The 19354-nt window shown below is 58.0% G+C and carries 13 protein-coding genes and 4 tRNA genes; 11 read left to right on the top strand and 6 right to left on the bottom strand.

Going from position 1 to position 19354, the window contains the following annotated elements; all coding sequences use genetic code 11:
* Window positions 1-13: 13 nt before the first annotated feature.
* Complete coding sequence (gene folD, locus AC1DU9_RS16685; protein WP_008001570.1) at window positions 14-868, bottom strand: bifunctional methylenetetrahydrofolate dehydrogenase/methenyltetrahydrofolate cyclohydrolase FolD; 855 nt, start codon at window positions 866-868, stop codon at window positions 14-16.
* A 274-nt stretch (window positions 869-1142) separates the two neighbouring features.
* On the opposite strand from folD, the gene AC1DU9_RS16680 reads away from it, so the two are divergent.
* The 11 genes from AC1DU9_RS16680 (at window position 1143) to AC1DU9_RS16630 (ending at window position 11613) form a co-directional block, all read left to right on the top strand.
* Window positions 1143-1219, top strand: a tRNA-Arg gene (locus tag AC1DU9_RS16680).
* Window positions 1220-1251: 32 nt separating this feature from the next.
* Window positions 1252-1327 (top strand) — tRNA-His (locus AC1DU9_RS16675).
* A 57-nt stretch (window positions 1328-1384) separates the two neighbouring features.
* Window positions 1385-1469: transfer RNA gene (locus AC1DU9_RS16670), tRNA-Leu, on the top strand.
* A gap of 78 nt (window positions 1470-1547) precedes the next feature.
* A tRNA-His gene (locus AC1DU9_RS16665) sits at window positions 1548-1623 on the top strand.
* 386 nt (window positions 1624-2009) lie between these two features.
* The gene (tig, locus tag AC1DU9_RS16660) at window positions 2010-3320 is read left to right on the top strand and encodes a trigger factor (protein WP_223462327.1); all 1311 of its coding nucleotides are present in this window, start codon (window positions 2010-2012) and stop codon (window positions 3318-3320) included.
* Window positions 3321-3413: 93 nt separating this feature from the next.
* Window positions 3414-4049, top strand: coding sequence for an ATP-dependent Clp endopeptidase proteolytic subunit ClpP (gene clpP, locus AC1DU9_RS16655; RefSeq protein WP_108219131.1), 636 nt, complete (start codon window positions 3414-3416; stop codon window positions 4047-4049).
* Between the two features lie 112 nt (window positions 4050-4161).
* Window positions 4162-5445: an ATP-dependent Clp protease ATP-binding subunit ClpX gene (clpX, locus tag AC1DU9_RS16650; RefSeq protein ID WP_007982210.1), complete on the top strand. Its 1284-nt coding sequence runs from the start codon at window positions 4162-4164 to the stop codon at window positions 5443-5445.
* Between the two features lie 228 nt (window positions 5446-5673).
* Complete coding sequence (gene lon / locus AC1DU9_RS16645) at window positions 5674-8070, top strand: endopeptidase La (RefSeq protein WP_477810491.1); 2397 nt, start codon at window positions 5674-5676, stop codon at window positions 8068-8070.
* A 149-nt stretch (window positions 8071-8219) separates the two neighbouring features.
* On the top strand, window positions 8220-8492 hold the full coding sequence (locus AC1DU9_RS16640) for an HU family DNA-binding protein (protein WP_002552737.1): 273 nt from the start codon (window positions 8220-8222) through the stop codon (window positions 8490-8492).
* Window positions 8493-8725: 233 nt separating this feature from the next.
* Entirely contained in the window at window positions 8726-10597 is a 1872-nt protein-coding gene (locus AC1DU9_RS16635; protein ID WP_223462326.1) for a SurA N-terminal domain-containing protein, read from the top strand.
* A gap of 203 nt (window positions 10598-10800) precedes the next feature.
* On the top strand, window positions 10801-11613 hold the full coding sequence (locus tag AC1DU9_RS16630) for a DUF2242 domain-containing protein (RefSeq protein WP_477810490.1): 813 nt from the start codon (window positions 10801-10803) through the stop codon (window positions 11611-11613).
* Between the two features lie 343 nt (window positions 11614-11956).
* On the opposite strand, the gene AC1DU9_RS16625 is transcribed toward AC1DU9_RS16630, so the two are convergent.
* From AC1DU9_RS16625 to AC1DU9_RS16605, 5 genes are all read right to left on the bottom strand, one after another.
* Window positions 11957-12997, bottom strand: a complete 1041-nt coding sequence (locus AC1DU9_RS16625; protein ID WP_223462324.1) for an AraC family transcriptional regulator — start codon at window positions 12995-12997, stop codon at window positions 11957-11959.
* 3 nt (window positions 12998-13000) lie between these two features.
* Window positions 13001-14131, bottom strand: coding sequence for a nitrilase-related carbon-nitrogen hydrolase (locus tag AC1DU9_RS16620; protein ID WP_477810489.1), 1131 nt, complete (start codon window positions 14129-14131; stop codon window positions 13001-13003).
* A gap of 231 nt (window positions 14132-14362) precedes the next feature.
* Window positions 14363-15691 (bottom strand): TolC family outer membrane protein, encoded by a 1329-nt coding sequence (locus tag AC1DU9_RS16615; protein ID WP_223462322.1) that lies wholly within the window; start codon window positions 15689-15691, stop codon window positions 14363-14365.
* Between the two features lies 1 nt (window position 15692).
* Window positions 15693-17033, bottom strand: a complete 1341-nt coding sequence (locus AC1DU9_RS16610; protein ID WP_223462321.1) for an HlyD family type I secretion periplasmic adaptor subunit — start codon at window positions 17031-17033, stop codon at window positions 15693-15695.
* Between the two features lie 6 nt (window positions 17034-17039).
* The gene (locus tag AC1DU9_RS16605; protein ID WP_223462320.1) at window positions 17040-18776 is read right to left on the bottom strand and encodes a type I secretion system permease/ATPase; all 1737 of its coding nucleotides are present in this window, start codon (window positions 18774-18776) and stop codon (window positions 17040-17042) included.
* Window positions 18777-19354: the final 578 nt, after the last annotated feature.

Genomic DNA, 19354 nt, shown 5'->3' with positions numbered 1-19354 from the left:
TCCGCGTTGAAACTCAGCTGTGCAGGGTTTCAGCCGCGTACAGGGTGTTCTCCAGCAGGCAGGCACGAGTCATCGGGCCTACGCCGCCCGGTACCGGAGTGATCCAGCCGGCGCGGGGCAGGGCGGTTTCGTAGATCACGTCACCGACCAGCTTGCCGTCGTCCTGACGGTTGATGCCGACATCGATCACGATCGCGCCCTCCTTGATCCATTCACCCTTGACCAGGCCCGGCTTGCCGGCGGCCACGACGACCAGGTCCGCACGGCCGACATGGCCGGCCAGGTCCTTGGTAAAACGGTGGGTGACCGTCACGGTGCAACCGGCCAGCAGCAGTTCCATGGCCATCGGGCGACCAACGATATTGGACGCACCGACGACCACGGCATTCATCCCGTAGAGATCGACCCCGGTGCTTTCCAGCAGGGTCATGATGCCTTTGGGAGTGCATGGGCGCAGCAGCGGGATACGCTGGGCCAGGCGACCGACGTTATAAGGATGGAACCCGTCGACGTCTTTATCCGGACGAATGCGCTCCAGCAATCTGGAGGCGTCCAGGTGTTCGGGAAGCGGAAGCTGGAGCAGAACGCCGTCGATTGCAGGATCGTCGTTCAGGCGATCGATCAGTTCGGTCAGCGCTTCTTGAGTGGTTTCGGAAGGCAGGTCATAAGCTTGGGATAGAAAGCCGACCTCTTCACAGTCTTTACGCTTGTGCGAGACATAAACCTGAGAGGCAGGATCGCTGCCGACCAGGATCACCGCAAGCCCGGGCGTGCGCAGGCCTTGCTGGCGACGCTCGGTGACACGTTGGGCGATCTGCTGGCGCAGGCTGGCGGCGATCGATTTGCCGTCGATTAGTTGTGCAGTCATTGCGCGTGATTAACCATCGAGAGGGGAAAAAAAGAGAACGCATTCTCGCATGTCATGCGGTGAGGGCAAAGGCGCTTGGTCTGCAAATTCCCCTAACTCCTTTAATTAAATGAATTTTTTTTAAAAAGGATTTGACGATCTTCGGGGGGCTCTATACTATTCGTCGCACTTGTCGGGCACAGCCTAGCACTGGTTAAGAAGGTTGAGCGGGATTTTGGTTCTGCGAGACTGGAAAGCACTTAGTTTGTAGTCCTCCAAGGGTACAGCTAACAAGGCGCCCGTAGCTCAGCTGGATAGAGCATCCGCCTTCTAAGCGGATGGTCGCAGGTTCGAGTCCTGCCGGGTGCGCCATTAGGCAGCTTTGGCACAAGTAACGCGATATGGTGGGCGTAGCTCAGTTGGTAGAGCACGGGATTGTGACTCCCGTTGTCGTGGGTTCGATCCCCATCGTCCACCCCATATTTCGAAAAGGCGCCAGATTAACAGTCTGGCGCCTTTGCTTTAAAGGCTTCATCCGCGGATGTGGTGGAATTGGTAGACACACTGGATTTAGGTTCCAGCGCCGCGAGGCGTAAGAGTTCGAGTCTCTTCATCCGCACCAATTAAAGCTTCACTCAGGTCGTTGGCCTGGCTGGGGCTTGATAAAGAAGTTTGTTTGGCTTCTTTAACAGGCAATATGGTGGGCGTAGCTCAGTTGGTAGAGCACGGGATTGTGACTCCCGTTGTCGTGGGTTCGATCCCCATCGTCCACCCCATATTTCGAAAGGCGCCAGATTGAAAAGTCTGGCGCCTTTTTTGTTTCGGTGGCCGCAGGTTCCGGGCTGCAGGGGCAGGGCGTTTCGTCGTATTTATGTTTCTCGATGATGCTGTCCTGTCCGCCGGCCTTGCTTGCGAGATCGGCTGTCAGGGAGGTGATTGGCGATCTCTTCTATATATAGAAGGGTCGGCGCAGAGCCCTGGCGTGATTGGTTGTATTTGCCATCGGGGCGAGGTGCATTCGTGCATTCGCACCTATAAATTGCCTGCTGTGTTTTTACCCGTTTTCAGTAGGGTGACTTCTTGAGTTTGACCCACTAGAATGCATGCCCTTGATTCTGGGGTCGGAAACGGCCGGCTAACGTCTGTGCAACGAGGAATATCCATGCAAGTTTCTGTTGAAAATACTACTGCTCTTGAGCGCCGCATGAGCGTCACCGTGCCGGCTGAGCGCATCGAGAGCCAGGTCAACAAGCGTCTGCAGCAGACCGCCCAAAAGGCCAAGATTGCTGGCTTCCGTCCAGGCAAAGTGCCGATGAGCGAAATCAAGCGCCGTTTCGGTGCCGACGCTCGCCAGGAAGCTGTAGGCGACGTGATCCAGTCTTCCTTCTACGAAGCTGTGGTTGAGCAGAAGCTGAACCCGGCTGGCCAGCCTTCGATCGAGCCTAAGTCCCTGGAAGCGGGCAAGGACCTGGAATACGTTGCCGTATTCGAAGTGTTCCCTGAGTTCACCGTTGCCGGCTTCGAAGGTATCACCGTCGAGCGCCTGAGCGCTGACGTGGCTGATGCCGATCTGGACAAAATGCTGGAAATCCTGCGCAAGCAGAACACCCGTTTCGAAGTGGCCGATCGCGCTGCCCAGAACGAAGACCAGCTGAACATCGATTTCGTCGGCAAAGTCGACGGTGAAGTGTTCGCTGGCGGTTCCGCCAAGGGTACTCAGCTGGTTCTGGGTTCCGGCCGCATGATCCCTGGTTTCGAAGATGGCCTGGTTGGCGCTAAAGCCGGTGAAGAACGCGTTCTGAACCTGACTTTCCCAGAGGACTATCAGAACCTGGACCTGGCTGGCAAAACCGCCGAGTTCACCGTGACCGTCAACACCGTTTCCGAGCCAAAGCTGCCAGAACTGACCGAAGAGTTCTTCGCTCAATTCGGCATCAAGGAAACCGGTCTGGATGGCTTCCGTGCCGAAGTTCGCAAGAACATGGAGCGCGAGCTGCGTCAGGCGATCAAATCCAAGGTCAAGAATCAGGTAATGGACGGTCTGCTGGCCACCAACCCGATCGAAGTGCCAAAGGCTCTGCTGTCCAACGAAGTTGACCGTCTGCGTGTGCAGGCTGTCCAGCAGTTCGGCGGCAACATCAAGCCTGACCAGCTGCCGGCCGAGCTGTTCGAAGAGCAAGCCAAGCGCCGCGTAGTGCTGGGCCTGATCGTGGCTGAAGTGGTCAAGCAATTCGACCTGAAGCCTGACGAAACCCGCGTTCGCGAGATGATTCAGGAAATGGCTTCGGCCTACCAGGAGCCTGAGCAGGTTGTGTCCTGGTACTACAAAAACGACCAGCAACTGAACGAAGTTCGTTCTGTTGTGCTGGAAGAGCAAGTTGTGGATACTGTTCTGCAGAAAGCTAGCGTGACCGACAAATCGGTCTCTTACGAAGAAGCGGTCAAGCCGGTAGAAGCACCACAAGCCGACTGATCACTTTTGCGGTAAGAAGCAAACACCATAAGCCAGCCTTCGTGCTGGCTTATGCGTATTCAAGACATAACTATTTGGGAGTGACTGCAGAGCATGTTCCGTAATTCGTATATTCAGCAGAACTCTGATATCCAGGCCGCAGGCGGTCTGGTCCCGATGGTTGTCGAGCAGTCCGCTCGTGGCGAGCGCGCCTACGACATCTACTCGCGACTGCTCAAGGAGCGAGTGATCTTTCTGGTTGGCCCGGTAGAGGACTACATGGCCAACCTGATCTGTGCGCAACTGCTGTTCCTTGAAGCGGAAAACCCGGACAAGGACATCCATCTCTATATCAACTCCCCGGGCGGTTCGGTGACGGCAGGGATGTCGATCTACGACACCATGCAGTTCATCAAGCCCAACGTGGCGACCACCTGTATCGGTCAGGCGTGCAGCATGGGCGCGTTTCTGCTGACGGCCGGTGCCGCTGGCAAGCGTTACTGCCTGCCGAACTCGCGTGTGATGATTCACCAGCCATTGGGCGGTTTCCAGGGTCAGGCGTCGGATATCGAAATCCATGCCAAGGAAATCCTCTTTATTCGTGAGCGTCTCAACACGCTGATGGCCCTGCATAGCGGGCGCACTCTTGAAGAAATCGAGCGCGATACCAACCGCGACAATTTCATGAGTGCAGAAGCCGCGCGTGAGTACGGGTTGATCGATGAAGTGATTACCCAGCGCCCTGCCTGAAATAAGCAGCTCAAAATRGGGTTGGTCGGCGGGTCCGATCACCAGCGGGCTTGAAAAAGCCCGCAATAGCCTTCATCTTGTGTTGCAAGCCTATCGGATTTGGATCGAACGAATGACTGACACCCGCAACGGCGAGGACAACGGCAAGCTGCTCTATTGCTCCTTCTGTGGCAAAAGCCAGCATGAAGTACGCAAATTGATTGCCGGCCCCTCGGTCTTTATCTGCGACGAGTGCGTCGACCTGTGCAATGACATCATCCGCGAGGAGGTGCAGGAAGCACAGGCCGAAAGCAGCGCGCATAAATTGCCTTCGCCTAAAGAAATCAGCGGCATCCTTGATCAGTATGTGATTGGTCAGGAGCGTGCGAAAAAGGTTCTGGCCGTAGCGGTGTACAACCACTACAAGCGCCTGAATCAGCGTGACAAAAAGAATGACGACGTCGAACTCGGCAAGAGCAACATCCTGCTGATCGGCCCGACAGGCTCGGGTAAAACCCTGCTTGCCGAAACACTGGCCCGCTTGCTGAACGTTCCGTTCACCATCGCTGATGCAACCACCCTCACCGAGGCGGGTTACGTGGGTGAAGATGTCGAGAACATCATTCAGAAGCTGCTGCAGAAATGCGATTACGACGTGGAAAAAGCCCAGATGGGCATTGTCTACATCGATGAAATCGACAAGATTTCGCGCAAGTCTGACAACCCGTCGATCACCCGGGACGTTTCCGGTGAAGGCGTGCAGCAGGCCCTGCTCAAGTTGATCGAAGGCACGGTCGCTTCCGTTCCGCCTCAAGGTGGTCGCAAGCATCCGCAGCAGGAATTCCTTCAGGTCGACACCCGTAACATCCTGTTCATTTGCGGTGGTGCGTTCTCCGGTCTGGAAAAGGTTATTCAAAACCGTTCCACCAAGGGCGGCATCGGCTTCAACGCAGAAGTGCGCAGCAAGGAAGAAGGCAAGAAAGTYGGTGAGTCCCTGCGTGAAGTCGAGCCTGACGATCTGGTCAAGTTCGGTCTGATCCCGGAATTCGTCGGTCGTCTGCCGGTACTTGCCACGCTGGACGAGCTTGACGAGGCTGCGTTGATGCAGATTCTCACCGAGCCGAAAAATGCTTTGACCAAGCAGTATGCCAAGCTGTTCGAGATGGAAGGCGTTGATCTGGAATTCCGTTCCGACGCACTGAAATCGGTCGCCAAGCGTGCCCTGGAGCGTAAAACCGGTGCCCGTGGCCTGCGTTCGATTCTCGAAGGTGTATTGCTCGACACTATGTATGAAATCCCCTCGCAATCGGAGGTGAGTAAAGTAGTGATCGATGAAAGCGTGATAGAAGGCAAGTCCAAGCCACTGTATATCTACGAAAACAGTGAGCCGACCGCCAAGGCCGCGCCGGACGCTTAAGCGTCACGCAGCTTGAATAAAGAAGGGGCCTTCGGGCCCCTTTGCTATTGTGGGAGTGACAGCCGATCCGGTTTTCTGGCGTGTCTTGGCCATCTCGCGCGCTACCGCCAGCTGCAATCGTTCAAGTGGTTCTTTTATCCGCTTGTTTTTTTCCAAGGCAGACCCCATCTTGGTTTCAAGTTTACTTCCATCTGTTTACGGCCTTACGGCCGCCGTAGAGGCGAAATCATGAAGACAACCATCGAATTGCCTCTCCTGCCATTGCGTGATGTCGTGGTTTATCCGCACATGGTTATCCCGCTGTTCGTGGGGCGCGAGAAATCCATCGAAGCCCTCGAGGCTGCGATGACGGGTGACAAGCAGATTCTTCTGCTGGCCCAGAGAAACCCGGCTGACGACGATCCCGGTGAAGATGCCCTGTATCGCGTAGGTACAATTGCCACCGTTCTGCAGCTGCTGAAGCTGCCTGACGGTACGGTCAAGGTTCTGGTCGAGGGTGAGCAGCGGGGCGCCGTTGAGCGCTTCAGCGAAGTGGACGGCCACTGCCGTGCCGAAGTCTCCCTGATCGACGAAGTCGACGCGCCAGAGCGCGAGTCGGAAGTATTCGTACGCAGTCTGCTATCCCAGTTCGAGCAATATGTGCAGCTGGGCAAGAAAGTCCCGGCTGAAGTCCTGTCATCGCTCAACAGCATCGATGAACCAGGCCGCCTGGTGGATACCATGGCCGCGCACATGGCCCTGAAGATCGAACAGAAGCAGGAAATCCTCGAGATCATCGATTTGTCGGCCCGGGTCGAACACGTTCTGGCGTTGCTGGATGCGGAGATCGATCTGCTGCAAGTCGAAAAGCGCATTCGTGGTCGTGTCAAAAAGCAAATGGAGCGCAGCCAGCGTGAGTACTACCTGAATGAGCAGATGAAGGCCATTCAGAAAGAGCTCGGCGACAGCGACGAAGGTCACAACGAAGTCGAAGAGCTGAAAAAGCGTATCGATGCCGCCGGCCTGCCAAAAGACGCGCTGGCCAAGGCCACGGCCGAACTGAACAAGCTCAAGCAGATGTCGCCAATGTCCGCGGAAGCGACCGTAGTGCGTTCGTACATCGACTGGCTGGTTCAGGTGCCGTGGAAGGCCCAGAGCAAAGTGCGCCTGGATCTGGCGCGTGCAGAAGACATTCTGGATGCCGACCACTATGGCCTGGAAGAAGTCAAAGAGCGCATCCTCGAATACCTCGCCGTGCAAAAACGCGTGAAGAAAATTCGTGGTCCGGTGTTGTGCCTGGTCGGTCCTCCCGGGGTAGGTAAAACGTCCCTGGCGGAGTCGATTGCTCACGCCACCAACCGCAAATTCGTGCGCATGGCCCTCGGTGGCGTGCGTGATGAGGCGGAAATTCGTGGTCATCGCCGTACTTACATCGGTTCGATGCCAGGAAGATTGATTCAAAAGATGACAAAAGTGGGTGTCCGCAATCCGCTGTTCCTGCTCGATGAAATCGACAAAATGGGCAGCGACATGCGTGGCGATCCGGCATCGGCGTTGCTGGAAGTGCTCGATCCGGAGCAGAACCACAACTTCAACGATCACTATCTGGAAGTCGATTACGACCTTTCCGATGTGATGTTCCTGTGCACCTCGAACTCGATGAATATCCCGCCGGCGCTGCTGGACCGGATGGAAGTGATCCGTCTGCCGGGCTACACCGAAGACGAGAAGATCAACATCGCCGTCAAATATCTTTCGCCAAAGCAGATCACGGCCAACGGCTTGAAGAAAGGCGAGCTGGAGTTTGATGCAGAAGCGATCCGCGACATCATCCGCTATTACACCCGTGAAGCCGGTGTGCGTGGGCTTGAGCGCCAGATTGCCAAGGTTTGCCGCAAGGCCGTCAAGGAGCATGCTCTGGAAAAACGTTTCTCGGTGAAGGTTACCGCAGACATGCTGGAGCACTTCCTGGGCGTGCGCAAATTCCGCTACGGCCTGGCCGAGCAACAGGATCAGATCGGTCAGGTGACCGGGCTGGCGTGGACTCAGGTCGGTGGCGAATTGCTGACCATCGAAGCCGCGGTCGTGCCGGGCAAGGGCCAGTTGATCAAGACCGGTTCCCTGGGTGATGTGATGGTCGAGTCGATCACCGCGGCCTTGACCRTTGTTCGCAGCCGGGCGAAGAGCCTGGGCATTCCCCTGGACTTCCATGAGAAGCGCGACACGCACATCCATATGCCAGAAGGGGCGACCCCGAAAGACGGTCCTAGCGCCGGTGTGGGCATGTGCACGGCCCTGGTTTCGGCATTGACCGGCATTCCGGTGCGCGCGGATGTTGCCATGACCGGCGAAATCACGTTGCGTGGCCAGGTGCTGGCCATTGGCGGCTTGAAAGAAAAACTGCTGGCTGCCCATCGTGGCGGAATCAAGACCGTGATCATTCCTGAAGAGAATGTCCGCGATCTCAAAGAGATTCCGGACAATATCAAGCAGGATCTACAGATTAAACCGGTTAAATGGATTGACGAGGTCCTGCAAATTGCGTTGCAATACGCGCCGGAGCCCTTGCCGGACGTGGCTCCGGAGATAGTCGCGAAGGATGAGAAACGCGACGCAGATTCTAAGGAAAGAATTAGCACGCATTAGTACGTATTTGCCTGGGGGGCTTTCTTGACAGCTTTTTAGAGCCCTTGTTATAAAGCGGCTCTTAAGTGTCTGTAGGCCATTCAGCACTCGTTTTTGCTTTCACCAAAAAAACTTAGAATCATACTCAAATAGATATAAGGGGACTTAGAGTGAACAAGTCGGAACTGATTGATGCTATCGCTGCATCCGCTGATATCCCGAAAGCTGCTGCTGGCCGTGCGCTGGACGCTGTAATCGAATCCGTCACTGGCGCTCTCAAGGCTGGCGACTCTGTTGTTCTGGTTGGTTTCGGTACTTTCTCCGTAACTGATCGTCCAGCTCGCATTGGTCGTAACCCACAGACCGGTAAGACGCTGGAAATCGCGGCAGCCAAAAAACCAGGTTTCAAAGCCGGTAAAGCACTGAAAGAAGCTGTCAACTAAGTTCGATTCAGGTTTTTACCCATCCGGGTCGGGGTCATGCCTGACTTGGCAGCGGAGCGGCAGTCCTGACTGCAGGTCGCCGGTTCAAGACACCGAGGGTCGCCAGTTCGAGCCCTCGATCCGCTCCGCCAGTTACGAGAAGGCGCATCCTCGGATGCGCCTTTCTTCTATCCGGACTCTACCCACGCTCCACGGTTGCCTAATTTTGAAGTTCAACCGTTTCTGGGGGACGCATGCTGCAGAATATCAGGGACAATTCACAAGGCTGGATTGCCAAGACTATTATCGGGGTCATCGTTGTTCTGATGGCTTTGACCGGTTTCGACGCCATTTTCAAGGCCACGTCGCACAGTAATGATGCGGCCAAGGTCAATGGCGATGAAATCAGCCAGAACGAGCTGAGCCAGGCGGTCGATATGCAACGCCGCCAGCTCATGCAACAGCTGGGCAAGGATTTCGATGCATCCTTGCTGGATGAAAAAATGTTGCGCGAATCGGCGCTCAAGGGCCTGATCGATCGCAAACTGCTGCTGCAAGGCGCAGAAAACTCGAAATTCGCTTTCTCCGAAGCGGCGCTTGATCAGGTCATCCTGCAAACACCAGAGTTTCAGGTTGATGGCAAATTCAGCACCGATCGTTTCGACCAGGTGATTCGCCAACTCGGCTATAGCCGCATGCAATTCCGCCAGATGCTGGCTCAGGAAATGCTGATTGGTCAGCTGCGTGCCGGCCTGGCCGGTAGCGGTTTCGTGACCGATGCACAGGTGCTGGCGTTTGCCCGTCTGGAAAAACAGACCCGCGATTTCGCCTCCCTGAACATCAAGGCCGACCCGGCGGCTGTGAAGCTGACCGACGATGAGGTCAAGGCTTATTACGACGAACACGCCAAGGAATTCATGACGCCGGATCAGGTGGTCATCGATTACCTCGAGCTGAAGAAGGCTTCCTTCTTCGACCAGGTCAGCGTCAACGACCAAGACCTGCAAGCGGCCTATCAGAAAGAAATCGCGAACCTGTCCGAGCAACGCCGGGCTGCGCACATTCTGATTGAAGTGAACGACAAGACCACCGAGGCGCAAGCCAAGGCGAAGATCGAAGAGATCCAGGCCCGTCTGGCCAAGGGCGAGAAATTCGAGGCGCTGGCCAAGGAATTCTCCCAGGATCCGGGGTCTGCGAACAACGGCGGTGACCTGGGTTATGCCGGTCCTGGCGTCTACGACCCGGCGTTCGAAAAAGCCCTGTATTCGTTGACCCAGGACCAGGTGTCGGGCCCGGTTCGCACCGACTTCGGTTTCCACCTGATCAAGCTGTTGGGGGTGGAAGCTCCAGAAGTGCCAACGTTCGCCAGCCTGAAAGACAAGCTGACCCATGCTCTGAAGACCCAGCAGGTCGAGCAGCGTTTCGTCGAAGCGAGCAAGCAACTGGAAGACGCCTCGTTCGAAGCGTCCGATCTGGCTCAGCCAGCACAGGACCTGAAACTGACCGTGCAGACGTCCAAGCCGTTCGGCCGTGAAGGCGGTGAGGGTATTGCGGCTAACCGTGCCGTGGTCACTGCGGCGTTCAGCCCGGAAGTCCTGGATGAAGGCGCGAACAGCACCGCCATCGAGCTCGATCCGGAAACCGTGGTCGTGTTGCGTGCCAAGGAACACCTGAAACCTTCGCAATTGCCACTGGAAAGCGTTTCTGCCGCGATCCGTGTGCAATTGGCCAAGGAGCACGCCAGCGCCGAGGCCAAGACCAAGGCTGAGGCCCTGATTGCCAACCTGCGCGATGGCAAGACCCCGCTGGATCAGGCGATCGATGGCCAGGCCTGGAAAGTCACCAAAGCGGCGACCCGCGCTCAGGAAGGGGTTGACCCTGCGGTGCTGCAAGCGCTGTTCCGCATGGCCAAGCCTGCGGCGAAGGACAAACCGACCTTCACCAGCGTGACGCTGGCGGATGGCAGCCTGATGATCGTGCGCCTCAATGGCGTGAACGAAGCAGCGGCGCCGACCGAAGAAGAGAAAGCACAGTATCGTCGCTACCTCGCTTCCCGCATCGGCCAGCAAGACTTTGCGGCTTACCGCAAGCAGCTGGAAAGCCAGGCGGACATCAAGCGTTACTGATGCCTGACCAGGTTTAGCGCTGCACAGGAGACCCCGGCCGAAAGGCCGGGGTCTTTTTATTTGGCCGTACGTCATTTGCCGTGGTGACTTTTCCGTAAAACCGGGGTCAATCAGCCTGTAATCGTTTTAAGACACGATCGATGCTCCGCTAAGCATCGATCTGTTGCACAATATGCCCCGAACCGTTTTTCTCAGGATGTTCAATGTTTAAATCACTTCCCATGCGGGTTGTCGGGCTGGCAGCCATGCTTGCCGCTGTGGCCGGTTGTTCATCGAACAAGGCCGCCATCTACGAGCATGAGAACTTCGACGACTCCGGAACCTTTTCCCGCAACTATCCGGTGACCGATACCCAGAGCTGTGAAGCTGCCCGTCGTGCCTTGCTCAGCCAGGGTTACATCATCACCAGCAACGATTCGAAGCTGGTCAGCGGTCACAAGAGCTTCCAGCAGACCGGCGAGAACCACATGGAGATCAGCTTCAGTGTGGTCTGTACCGATGACGGCAGCGAAGGGCACCACGCCACCGTATTCGCCAACGCCCTGCAGGATCGTTATGCGCTGAAGAAGACCAACAACTCCGCCAGTCTCGGTGTAGGTGTGCTGGGCTCGGTGTCGATGCCGATCGGCTCCTCCGATGACTCTATGGTCAAGGTCGCCAGCGAAACCGTATCGTCTGCCAAGTTCTACGAGCGTTTCTTCGCACTGGTCGAGCTGTTCCTGCCGCCAGAAGCGAAAAAGGCTGCGCACATCACCGAAAAGCCGAAAACCGATCTGGGCATGCCTGAAGCCAAGGCTGCACCTGCTATAGAGCCAGCAGTGCCTGCACCTGCACCCGTTGAAGCGCTGCCCGTGTCCTCCGAGCCGGTTACCCCGCCTCCTGAGGCAGCGCCGATCACGCCGACCGAGAGTGTAGCGCCGGCACCGTCCCCGGAAATCGTCACGCCACCGTCGAATCCGAGTGGCTTGCCGCCACCGAGCGAACCCATTCCGTCGATGCCTGTCCCCGGCCAGTGAGGGTGACACCACAGGATCGGATCAAATGACCCGATCCTGTGACCCGCCAAAAGATTGACCCGCATCAAGCAAGTCCGCTGTTCTGCGGCCTCCCGCGAAAAAAACCGTGATAAATTCCTGACCAGCTGCTACGTTTTATTCGGTAGCGACAGAGTGTCGTGTCCGCGTCATTTTTCTTTCACGCGGACACTTTATGCTCAAGGAATGGGTCATTTATTCAGACGTTTTTCACTACGGGTTGGGAGATTAAAAAATGGACGATTATCAAGAAGAGCTGCTCGAGTACCAGGCTTTCGAACTGGACCCACTGGAGCCGGCGGAAGACGCTACCGAGTTGTAGGCATCAGGCGGATTGGCGATGGCTGCGRCGAAATTCGCCGGGCGTCTGCCCGTTCCAGCGTTTGAAAGCGCGTTGAAACGCTTCGGCTGAGGCAAAGCCCAGCAGGTAGGCGATCTCTCCGAACGCCAGTTCGGTGTCGCGTATGTAAGTCATGGCCAGGTCGCGGCGGGTGTCGTTGAGAATCGCACGAAATTGTGTGCCTTCATCGGCGAGCTTGCGGCGCAAGGTCCAGGTGGGCAGCTTCAGGCGTGCCGCCACCTCTTGCAGGTCGGGCTCCCGGCCACCGTTGAGCAAGGGTCCCAGCAGCGCGATGATGCGTTCACGCAGGCTGCGGGTGCGTGTCAGTTGTTCCAGCTCCCGCTCACACAATTGCAGCAAGTGCCGCCAGGTACTCGGGCAATGCTCCGGGTTGCGCTGTGCGAGGCTGGAAAGGCTCAAGCGCAGTTGATTATGTTCGCTGCCAAACACAATCGGACAGTCACCCAAAACGTCATAGGCCGCGCGGTAACCGGGCTCCTCGAATTCGATCTCGATACGTTCGGCGCGCAGCGGGGAAGGGCTGACACTGGATAATTGCTGCAACCAGCCAGCGATGATCGAATCCACCACGAAACGGTTGTAAGCGTTGTAGGGGCTGATCGAATAGAAACGTAGCCAGGCGCCCTGGGCGTCTTCGTGAAAGCTTGATTGGCCCCGATAATTCGAACCATACAAGGCTTCGAATCGAATCAGGCAGCGCGCAGCTTCACGTACGGTCGGCGCCTGCGCCGCAGTGACGCCAGCGAGGCCGGCCTGGCTCAGGCGACTGAGCTGGCCCATGCGCAAGCCAAGGGCCGGGTTGTCGGCCAGCTGAATGGCGCTGTGGCCCAGGCGCATGTAGCGCGGTATCGATAGCCGGGCACCGGCTTCGCTCAGGCGCGCTGCATCGAGGCCGTATTGATCGAGCAGTGGCTGCGGATCGATACCATGGCTGCGCACGGCATCGGCCAGGCTATGAACAAATCCCACCGACAGATCGCCGAGGCGCATTGGCTGCGGTTTCATGGCTTACAACCAGAGGTTCAGCAAACGCGCACCCTGGGCGTTGCCGTCGGCAAAGTGCTGGCCGTTGCTGCTGAGGAAACTCTGCCCGGTGCTGCCCTGATCCCAGAACTGACCCCGCAGGAACACACTCATGCCAGCGACAGCCTGACTGGCCGGTGCCTGGGTCGTGAGGGTCAGGCGCTGCCAGGCCTGGCCTTCACTGACTTCTCCAGGCTTCAAGTTGACCGATGCCGGTTCCGGCGATCCCCTGTAGCCGTGCCACGGTTGATCCCAGGTGCCACGGCCGGCGACAAAGGCCGGTACTGCAACCAGCTGTGCGCTTTGGTCGTTGAGCTTGAGGTAGTTTTCCGGGTACCAGCTGTCGTGGCCGATCAATACGCCCAGCCTTCCTGCTGGGGTATCAACGACGTTGAGTGAGTGGTCGCCGTTCGCCTTGATTCCGTTCTGTACTGCGAAGAGCGGGTGCATCTGGCGTTGGGGCTGGCCGATCGGCACGCCTTCGCTGTTGAACACCACGCTGCTGTTGTACAGCGCGCCGCGGCCGATTCTCAAGGTGCCGTCGATGATGCTCGGTTCGGGCAGCACGATGGAGCCCGCCACCAGCGTCACGTGGAACTCCCTGGYCAGCCCTCCGAACAATGCCTGGTAGTCCCTGGCCATTGCCTTGGCTTTCATGCGCAGGTGGGCATCGTCCAGACGGTTGCCACCCTCGGCGCTGATCAACGCCTTGGCGAACTTCAGGGGATTGCTCACCGCCAGCCAGTTCATGGCCTCCTTGAGAGTACTGGCCTGATACAGCTCATCCTTCTCGCCGCTGACCATCAGCCAAGTACCGATGTGTTCCGGCAACACGACGACGGTCTTGCCGTTCAACAAGCCCTGGTCCCGGGCTGCCTGCAGATAGGCCGCGAGCTTGCGGTGCAGGCGCTCGGGACTTTGATAATCGGTAGGAAACAGTTCGGGCTGGATGCCCAGCAGATTGCCACGATCCGCGGGTGTACCCTGGTCGACTGCCAGGTTGATCCGCAGGTCCGAAAGGTAATGACCCACCGGCCGGTCCGCGGCCCACATCGCATAGGTCGTGAGGGCGGCGAGCAACGCCATGGAGAATGTCAGGTACAAAAGTTTGCGCATGGGGACACAGTTTACAGTCTGGAGCCGGGCGTGGCTTTTGATTTGGAACTGGATCGAGCATAAAGGGAATCAAGGACTTAGTGGGCACGTTTCAACGTTGACTGTTTTTTCGCCGGCGGCTGCCTGTCTGCGCCGAGATGGAGCAATGAAGGGCCGGGTTAAAGGTAGGTGAGTTGACAGAGGTGAACGCCGGTCAGCCATCATTTGGCTCGACCGGTCGGCGGCTGAGCGTTATTTGGTGACCAGCAGTTCCGGGCCGAGGTAGTCGTTGATCTGGTTGATATCGTCGTCGCCCAGGCTGCCCACCGATGAGGCCAGGCGCAGGCGCGACATCAAATAGCGCAACTTGGCGTCGAACAGATCGTGGCGCGCAACGAAGAGCAGCTCTTCGGCATTGAGGACGTCCGAGTTGGTGCTGGTGCCACCCTCTTTGAAGCCCTTGCGTGACGATGCCAGCGAGCGTTCGTTGGACGCTACGGCCGTCTCCAGCGCGCGAATACGTTTGGCGCCGCTCAGTATGCCTTGATACTCACGGGTGGTTTCGGTGATGACTTCCTGTCGCGCGGCGTCGAGTTCGTCCATGGCCTTATCGCTATTGGCACTGGCCTGGCGTGTAAACGCGCTGACGCCGCCACCGCTGTATATCGGGATATTGACTTCCAGCCCGATCGAGCCGTAGTGGTTGCGTTGATTCAACTCGGAGAGTGATTGGCTCTCACCCGCGGTGTAGCCGGCAATGAAATCCAGTGTTGGCCAGTGGCCGGCACTGGCACGCTTCACTTCTTCTGCCGCGAGGTCGCTGCTATAACGGCGCGCATGGATCAGCGGGCTATCGGTCTGGGCTTTGACCAGCCAGTCCTGCAGGTTGCTCGGTAGCAGCGGTGGTGTATCGAAGCTCGGGCGCAAGGTGGTCAGCGACTCGGGAGTTTCACCGATATATTCCTCGAGCTTGCGACGCGCGTTGACCAGGTTGTCTTGCGCTTCAATCAGCTCGGCGTCGGCGAGGTCGCGGCGAGCGGTCGACTCATCGATGTCGGTGATGGTGCCGGCTCCCAGTTCCTTGCGCCGCTTCGCCGAAGCGACTTGTTCTTCGAAGGCGTTCAGTTTGGACTTGGCCAAGACGATGGTTTCGCTGGCCAGGAGCACATCGAAATAGCTTTCGGCCAGGCGCACTGCGGCGTCCTGGGTCTTGGCATCGAACACCGCGACGCTGTAGTCGGCACGCTGCTGACCCTGGCGGTATTCGGACATCTTCTGTTTGTTGAACAGCGGCTGGCGCAGGCGCACGTTGGCGCCCTTGGAGTCGTAGTGGAGATCTCTGTCGACGCCACTCTGGCTTTGGGAGCCATTGACCTTGTTGTGGTAGCCCGAGGCATTGATCTGCGGTAGCAGGCCGGCCTTGCCAATGGCGCGGTTTTCCTCGCCAGCCTCTTTTTCATGCACGGAGGCCTGGTAGATAGGGCCTTGGAACTGCAACAGATCCCAGGCTTGCTTGAGGTCCATTGCGTCGGCCGGCAAGGCCAACCCTAGCAGGCAGAAAAACAGGCAATGACGTTCCATCTCATTGTTCCTTGAATGAGCTGTCCACACGATCGAGCATTGGTTTAAGAAGATAGCTGATCATGTTGCGCTCGCCAGTCTTGATGGTGACGCTGGCGGGCATGCCGGGGCGAATGTGATTGCTGCCAAGCAGTCCCATGCCATCGGGCGTGACTTCCACCTGGGCCAGATAGAACGGTTGCTTGCTTTCCTCGTCCATCAGGCGGTCGGCAGAGATGGTCTTCACGCGGCCGGGGATGTTGGGCGTCTTGGCATGGTTGAAGGCAGGGAAGGAAATGTCCACGGGCAGGCCGGGGACCATCTTGTCGATGGCCTGTACGGGAATCATCGCGTCGACCTGCAGCGGTTCGTTGACCGGGACGATTTCCATGATCTTGAAGCCGGGTTGAATGATCCCGCCGACGGTGGCAATGCTCAGACCCTGGACCATGCCATCGATCGGCGACCGAATCACCGTGTGGGTCACTTCATAGTCGAGCGAGCGCAAGCGGTCGGCCAGGGTGGTGTTTTCCTTGGCGGTATCAGTCAGCTGCGATTCGACTTCCTTCAGGTAATCGTGCTGGCGCTGCAGGATGCGCAGCTTGATTTCGGTGGTCTGGCTACGCACCCGGGCGATGTTGTTGAGGTTTTCGGCCTGGCCGGCGGAGAGGTCGGCATTGCTGCGTTCCAGCTCAAGCAGGTGATTGCGCGGCACATAGCCTTCGGCCGTCAGCACGCGGGTACCTTGCAGTTCCTGGTTGAGGAAGCTGATCTGCGAGGCGCGGGCACTATAGACCTGTTGCAGGCCCTTGAGCTGCACCGCCGACGCTGCCAGGTTTTCCTGCAGGATGCTGATTTCGCCAGCGAGTCCAGCACGGCGGGTGTCCAGCAGGCGCTGTTGCAGGTCCATGGCGGCCTCCAGGCGGTGATCACCCTTGAAGCGCGTGAGCAACTCGGGATCGAAGTTCACCACAGCGCGGCCGTCACGTTCCGCTTCCAGGCGGTTCTCCACGGTCTTGCTGACGATGTACTGGGCGCTGACTGCACCTTCTTCGGCAACGGCACGCAACGAGTCGAGGCGGACCACCTCCTGACCTTTTGTCACTAAATCGCCTTCGCGAACGAGAATGGCTTCCACGGTACCGCCGCTCAGATGCTGCACGGCTTTGCGATTGTTGGTGACCTTGACCGTGCCTGTCGCTACCACGCCGGCATCCAGCGGCGCCAGCCAGGACCACAGGAGGAAGCCGCCGAAGCCGGCGAGCACCAGCCACACGCCCCATCGCGCGGGCCTGCCGACGTCCAGATCTACCATGCTCCTGGTATCGGCTTTGATTATCTCGGTGTGTTGGCTCATTTGCATGATCGGTCACTCCCGCGCTTTGACGGAGGCCAGAGGGGTCGACGCGCCAGCAGGCATCACACTGGCCTTGCGCAGCGCTGCGAATACTTCATCGCGCGTGCCGAGCATCTGCACGCCGCCGTCGCGCAGCATCAGCACCTTGTCGACGGCGCAGAGTACGTTGGGACGGTGGGAAATCAGGATGACGGTGGCGCCACGGCCCTTGAGTTCGGCCAGGGCATCGACCAAGGCCTTTTCGCCGACGTCGTCGAGGTTGGCGTTCGGCTCATCCAGCACGATCAGATTGGGCTCGCCATACAACGCCCGGGCCAAGGCGATGCGCTGCTTCTGGCCGCCGGAAAGCGGGCTGCCATCGGTGCCCAGACGGGTGTCATAACCTTGCGGAAAACGCAGGATCATCTCGTGCACGCCGGTGATCTTGGCGGCGCGGATGACCGCTTCGCTGTCCACTTCGCCAAAGCGCGCAATATTGTCAGCGATGTTGCCCTCGAACAGCTCCACGTCCTGTGGCAGGTAGCCGAGCCAGGGGCCAAGTTCGCCCTTGTTCCAGTTGAATATATCCGCGCCGTCCAGGCGCACTTTGCCGGCCTGCGCCGGCCAGACGCCAACCAGCAGGCGGGCGAGGGTGGATTTGCCCGAGGCCGATGGACCGATAATGCCAAGGCTTTCGCCGGGGACAAGGCTGAAGCCCACGCCGCGCAGAATCGTGTTGTTGGTACCGGGGGCACCGGCATACACATTCTCCACCGCCAGCATGCCCTGCGGCCGCTGCAGCGACATGCTCGGTGGCCGGCGTGGATAATCATGCAGCATCTCGTTGAGCCGGCCCCAGGCCGAACGGCAGCCGAGCAGTTGTTTCCATGATGCGATGACCTGTTCCACCGGGCCCAGTGCGCGGCCGGTGAGAATCGAGCAGGCAATCATCATCCCTGGGGTGATCTTGCCCTCGATCGCCAGCAGCGCGCCGGCGCCGAGGATCAGCGACTGCAAGGTGATCCGCACGAAGCGCCCGGTGCTGCTGATCAAGGCGGCGCGGTCGGAGGCCATCGTCTGCATTTCCAGAATGCGCAAATGGCTTTGGAACCAGCGCTTGCTGATCGACGGCAGCATGCCCATGGCCTCGATGACCTCGGCATTGCGCAGGTTGTTGTTGGCGTACAGGGCGGAGGACATGGCGGCCTGATTGGCTTCGGCCAGCGGCTTCTGCGTCGCCTTCTCGGTGAGATAAGCCAGCCCCATCAGAATCAGCGAGCCGATCAGGGTGAGCAGTCCGAGCAGCGGGTGGATCAGGTAGGCGACCAGCAGGTAGATCGGCGTCCACGGTGCATCGAAGAAAGCGAACAGGGAATTGCCGGTGACGAACTGACGAACCTGGGCGAGATCTTGCAGGGCCTGGGCCGGATTACCTCCGGCGCGGCTCAGGTTGCGCTCGAATGCCGCGGTGAAAATGCGCTGGTTGAGGTCCATGTCGAGGCAGTTGCCGACCCGGATCAGCACGCGGGTGCGGACCATTTCCAGTGTCGACATCAGCAAGAACAGACCTACCACCAGCACAGTCAACATCGCCAGCGTCGTGACGTTGCGACTGACCAGGGCTCGATCATAGACCTGCAGCATATAAACGGCTGGCGTCAACATCATGACGTTTATGACGCCGCTGAACGCTGCCAGCGAGTAAAAACTGCGGCGCATGCGAAAGAGCGCGTCGGCCAGTTCGGAACGGATGCTCGACTGCTTGGGCATGTTGGTCCTCCCACTTCGAAAAGCCGGTTGCCCTTGTGGCGCAACAGCTAACGGTAAATGTAGTTCCGTAAACAGCTTCTTATGGACACGCAGGCTGGTCGCTCTATGGATGGCGAGTCTTGCGAAATCGCTGCGTTGCTCCCTTATGCAGCAGCGTAGGTGGCGGCGAAACAGTTCGAAATAACATTTTGCTCTATACCTGCGCTCAACTTTCTATATGTCTTTTAAAAACAGCTAGTTGAGGCTCCTAACACCAGTCGTCTGCTTTATCGACGTAATATTGACAAAGATTTGCTATGGAACTTTAGTCTTAGTTATCGGGGGTCCGCCCGCTGAAGTTTGCCATCGCTTTGGCAATGCAAGGCACGGTGGTTCTCCCGAGAGGAGCCGAATCATGTCGTTCATTTCGTTCTTTTGCAGAGGAAAGGGACTGTCAAGGACGTTCGCCTTCACTTCCAGATTCCATGGCCCGCCCAAGGCTCGAATTCGCTCTGCCTGATCACCCGGCGAGCAATTCATTTCGCGAATTCCAGGCGTGTATCCCGGGTCCCGGGTAACGCCAGCTCTCGCTAAAAAAC

It is taken from the genome of Pseudomonas sp. P4_C1 (assembly GCF_056402155.1).
The sequence above is the reverse complement of the archived record's forward strand: the minus strand, read 5'-3'. Positions and strand labels throughout refer to the sequence as shown.